The organism is Mesorhizobium sp. M7A.F.Ca.CA.002.15.2.1 (genome assembly GCF_003998715.1).
In the GTDB taxonomy this organism is placed as follows: domain Bacteria; phylum Pseudomonadota; class Alphaproteobacteria; order Rhizobiales; family Rhizobiaceae; genus Mesorhizobium; species Mesorhizobium ciceri.
Window position 1 is genome coordinate 1 of the sequence record NZ_RZPI01000523.1, and the last position, 4,089, is coordinate 4,089.

Consider the following 4,089-nt stretch of genomic DNA (forward strand, 5'->3'; position numbering starts at 1 on the left):
GCTGAGGGTGTTTGCACGGGAACTCGCCAGCAATCGCCGCCCGGCCGACGTCGCCGCGCGCATGGGCGGCGAGGAGTTCGCGCTGGTGCTGAAGCGGACCTTGCCCGAAACGGTGGAGGCCACCGCCGAGGCCATACGGGCAGCTTTCGCCGCGCACCGCATCGAAACCGAGACAGGCTCGCTGATATGCACCGTCAGTGCCGGATTTGCTTTCGGCACCAAGGAAGGCCTCGGCTTCGACAAGGTGCTCAACGCCGCCGACAAGGCGCTCTACGACGCCAAGCGCGGAGGCCGTAACCGCGTCACCGCATCTCCGTTCAGGCGCGCAAGCTAATCGCGCAACACCGGCCTCTGATCGTGGGGAGACGAATGCGGCTCCTAGGCCGCCATGACAATCTCATTGAAGGTATCGAGATCGACATAGAAGACCTTGGTGATCTCCTCGATCAGATCGTCGTAGTCGCAGCCCTGTGATCTCAAGATATTGATGGCAGCGATGATGTCGACGCGTTCGGTAAGCCGCCGCTTCTGGTAATCCTCGACGTAACGTTCCATGGCTGTCCCTTAGCCTGTGTGCCCAAACGCGTTTGAACGACAGAGATCGCAGGAGGGAAGCTAGGCAGCCTTGCTTGCGTGAAACTTGCCCGGCATTGGCCGTGGTCCTCGATCTGCGATAACCAGACTGATACGGAAGCGGCCGACTCACAAAGCCATGGAAAAGACTAGCACGCGATATTGAGCGTGCCAGAGACGCAGGTGATCGGATGGAGAAATATTGGACTTGGCAAGAACTTCGGATCGCCAACTGAAGTTCACCGCCAATGCTAGACGGTAAGGAACTTCCGCACATCAGCCCGGTCTAAATCTTCAGCCGGGCCGGTATGGACGATCACGCCCCGGTCCATGATGTTGACCTCGTCGGCGAGCTCGCGGCAGAAATCGAGATATTGTTCGACCAAAAGCACGGCGATGCCCGCCTGGTCGCGTAGATAGCGGATGGCGCGGCCGATGTCCTTAATGATCGACGGCTGTATGCCCTCGGTCGGTTCATCGAGCACGAGCAGTTTCGGCCGCATCACCAGCGCCCGCCCGATGGCGAGCTGTTGCTGCTGGCCGCCGGAAAGATCGCCGCCGCGACGGCCGAGCATCTGCTTCAGCACAGGGAACAATTCGAAGACATGCGCCGGAATGTTGCGGTCGGCTCGCCTCAGCGGCGCAAAGCCTGATTCCAGGTTCTCCCGCACGGTGAGCAGCGGAAAGACCTCCCTGCCCTGCGGTACGAATGCGATGCCCGACCGGGCGCGGTCATACGCCGCGCTCCGGTCGAGCGCCTTCCCCTCGAAGGCAACGCTTCCGCTCGTCAGCCGGTGGTGGCCGACGATCGATCTCATCAAACTGGTCTTACCGACGCCGTTGCGGCCGAGCACGCAGGTGATCTTGCCGGCGCCCGCCTTCAGCGATACGCCGCGCAGCGCCTGGGCGGCGCCGTAGTGCAGCGTGGCATTGGAAACTTCGAGCATGTCAGCGCCGTCTCCAGAACCTGAGAAACGACAGATCGAAGTGATGGAACTGAACCCGCCAGACCATGCTCATCTCCCCAGATAGACTTCGACGACACGCTCGTCGGCCGACACGAAATCGAGTGTGCCTTCCGAGAGCACCGAGCCCTCGTGCAGGCAGGTGACCTTGACGCCGAGCTCGCGCACGAAATGCATGTCGTGCTCGACGACGATGACCGAATGGTCGCGGGCGATATCCTTGAGCAGCCGCGCGGTTTCCTCGGTCTCGGCATCGGTCATGCCGGCGACCGGCTCGTCAACCAGAAGCAGTTTCGGGTCCTGCGCCAAGAGCATGCCGATCTCCAGCCACTGCTTTTGCCCATGGCTGAGATTGGCCGCCAGTTCGTCACGCTTGTCGCCAAGCCGGATGATGCCGAGGATGTCATCAATCTGCCGCGTCTCGGCGGCCGAGCGGCGGTGAAACAGCGCCGGGAAGATCGAGCGAGGACCCTTCAGCGCCAGCATCAGGTTTTCCTCGATCGTGTGGCTTTCGAAGACGGTCGGCTTCTGAAATTTACGGCCAATGCCCATCATTGCGATCTCGGCCTCGTCGTGCTTGGTCAGATCGACTTGGCCGTCGAAGAACACTTCGCCCTCGTCGGGCCGCGTCTTGCCGGTGACGATGTCCATCATCGTCGTCTTGCCGGCGCCGTTGGGGCCGATGAGGCCGAGGATTTCGCCCGCTTTGACGTTAAACGAGACGTCGTTGACCGCGACAAGGCCGCCGAACCGCCTGACGACATTCCTTGCCGTCAGAACCGGCGCGCGGATTTCCCCTTGCCGTTTGGTTGCCTCGCTCATCAAACCCTCTGGCCGAAGACGATCGCTGCCGCCTCCTGATTATGATTTGTGATCACACTTGCGTTGATCACGCTATTCGGCTTTAATTTCCTCCGCAAGCCGAAAACCGGCCACGAACGGAATTCCATGCAAAAGGCTGCCATCGAAAAGAACAACGAGGTGATCGCGGCCCAGCTTGCGCCGGTCGGCCGCGAGACCGTGCAGGACCGCGTGTATTCCGAGCTGCGCCGCGCCCTGATTGGCGGCCTGTTCGAACCGAGCCAGGTGCTGACCATCCGTGGCCTGGCTGACGCCTTGGTCACCTCGACCATGCCGGTGCGCGAGGCGCTCGGCCGGCTGATCACGGAAAAGGCGCTGGAGGCGCTGCCCAACCGTTCGGTGCGCGTGCCGCCGATCACGCTGGAACGCCTCGACGATCTCCTGCGGGCTCGCATCCTGATCGAGGGCGAGGCGATCGCGCTGGCCGCCGCCCGCATGGGTCCGCGCCAGATCGCCACCATCGAAACCATCCTCGCCGAATGGGACGAGATGCGGGCTTTGAAACACAAGAAGGACGTCGACCGCGAAGTGACGCTCAACCAGAGCTTTCATTTCGAGATCTACCGCTCCTGCGGTTCGGCCGTGCTGATCCCGATGATCGAGAGCCTGTGGCTGCAATCGGGTCCCTGCATTCGTGTCGCCATCTACGCCTTCTCGGAAGCCGGCGAGGTCGACACCGCCCAATATCACCGCCGCATCGTCACGGCGCTGTCCACGCAGGATGCGCAGGCGGCGCGCGAGTCGCTGGTCGCCGACATCAGCCGACCCTTCACCTTCCTGCGCAGCAAGCTGCAGGCCGCCGCCGTGAAAGACCAGACATGACCGCCATCAGGATCACCGAGCCGCGCTCGCAGCTTTCCGTAACGGCATTGCTGCTGCCCGAGAAGGCGCCGGAAAACGCTGCCTTCCTCTTGGCCTACCTCGGCACGCCACGCGTTGTTCCGGGCATCCATGCGATGTGGACGGGGCCTGAGATTTCCTGTCCGGTTCCATCAGCCGACCTCGAGGGCCAGGCCTATGCAAAACCGTTGCCGGCCGAGAACGCGACGCTGAACCCGCAGCCGGGCGACATCGTACTGTCCTACGTGCCGCCACGCATGTGGGGCGGCAATCCCAATGCGATCTTCGACATTGGCCTCTACTACGGGCAGGGCGCGCGGCTCTTGTTCCCGATAGGCTGGCTGGCCGGCAGTGTGGTGGCGCAGGTGCGCGTCGAAGAGCGTGACCGGTTCGCCGCCGCGTGCGGTGTCATCCGCCGCAACGGCGCCTGCGATGTCACCTTCAGCCTGATGGAGGCCTGACATGGCCGACGACGGTTTCGAGCTGTTCGACCTTCGCGTCGAGGCGATCATCCCCAAGGACAAACCTATCTATTGCGGCGCCAAGGAAGGCGACTATTTCGAGCTCAAGGGCGAGATGCTGTCGATGCCGGCAGGGCAGGGTTTTTCGATCTATTCGATCGCCGCCGTGTTGCCGCTGCTGGCAGCCAAGCAGCGCCCAACCCACCCGAACGACTGGATGACCTCGGACGCCGAGATCGCTTGTCCCGATCCCAATTGCGGCAGCCGGCTGCGGATCGTCAGGGCCGCCAAGCGGCGGTTCAGCCACGCCGAGACGACGGCGGTGCCGCTGCCGAAAGAGGATGACCTTAGATGACCGCCAAGACCTTCGAACTCGGCCCCGGCTACAC

General features: G+C 62.7%; 7 protein-coding genes. 4 read left to right on the top strand and 3 right to left on the bottom strand.

Annotated elements, in window-relative coordinates; all coding sequences use genetic code 11:
* Positions 1 to 334: diguanylate cyclase (locus tag ENZ74_RS24140; protein WP_127313035.1), on the top strand; the 334-nt coding region annotated here is incomplete at its 5' end.
* Between the two features lie 44 nt (positions 335 to 378).
* Here ENZ74_RS24140 and ENZ74_RS24145 read toward each other — a convergent pair.
* The 3 genes from ENZ74_RS24145 to urtD form a co-directional block, all read right to left on the bottom strand.
* Positions 379 to 555: a hypothetical protein gene (locus tag ENZ74_RS24145; protein WP_013531844.1), complete on the bottom strand. Its 177-nt coding sequence runs from the start codon at positions 553 to 555 to the stop codon at positions 379 to 381.
* Positions 556 to 824: 269 nt separating this feature from the next.
* A complete protein-coding gene (gene urtE / locus ENZ74_RS24150) occupies positions 825 to 1,520 on the bottom strand; it encodes an urea ABC transporter ATP-binding subunit UrtE (RefSeq protein WP_013531845.1) in 696 nt (231 codons plus the stop codon).
* Between the two features lie 69 nt (positions 1,521 to 1,589).
* Entirely contained in the window at positions 1,590 to 2,360 is a 771-nt protein-coding gene (urtD, locus tag ENZ74_RS24155) for an urea ABC transporter ATP-binding protein UrtD (RefSeq protein WP_281059724.1), read from the bottom strand.
* Positions 2,361 to 2,486: 126 nt separating this feature from the next.
* On the opposite strand from urtD, the gene ENZ74_RS24160 reads away from it, so the two are divergent.
* From ENZ74_RS24160 to ENZ74_RS24170, 3 genes are read left to right on the top strand one after another with little or no spacing between them, the layout of a single operon-like run.
* A complete protein-coding gene (locus ENZ74_RS24160) occupies positions 2,487 to 3,221 on the top strand; it encodes a GntR family transcriptional regulator (protein WP_082826661.1) in 735 nt (244 codons plus the stop codon).
* Positions 3,218 to 3,700: a DUF3830 family protein gene (locus ENZ74_RS24165; RefSeq protein WP_013532979.1), complete on the top strand. Its 483-nt coding sequence runs from the start codon at positions 3,218 to 3,220 to the stop codon at positions 3,698 to 3,700. The genes ENZ74_RS24160 and ENZ74_RS24165 overlap by 4 nt, the downstream gene beginning before the upstream one ends.
* 1 nt (position 3,701) lies before the next feature.
* A complete protein-coding gene (locus ENZ74_RS24170; protein WP_013532978.1) occupies positions 3,702 to 4,055 on the top strand; it encodes a TIGR04076 family protein in 354 nt (117 codons plus the stop codon).
* Positions 4,056 to 4,089: the final 34 nt, after the last annotated feature.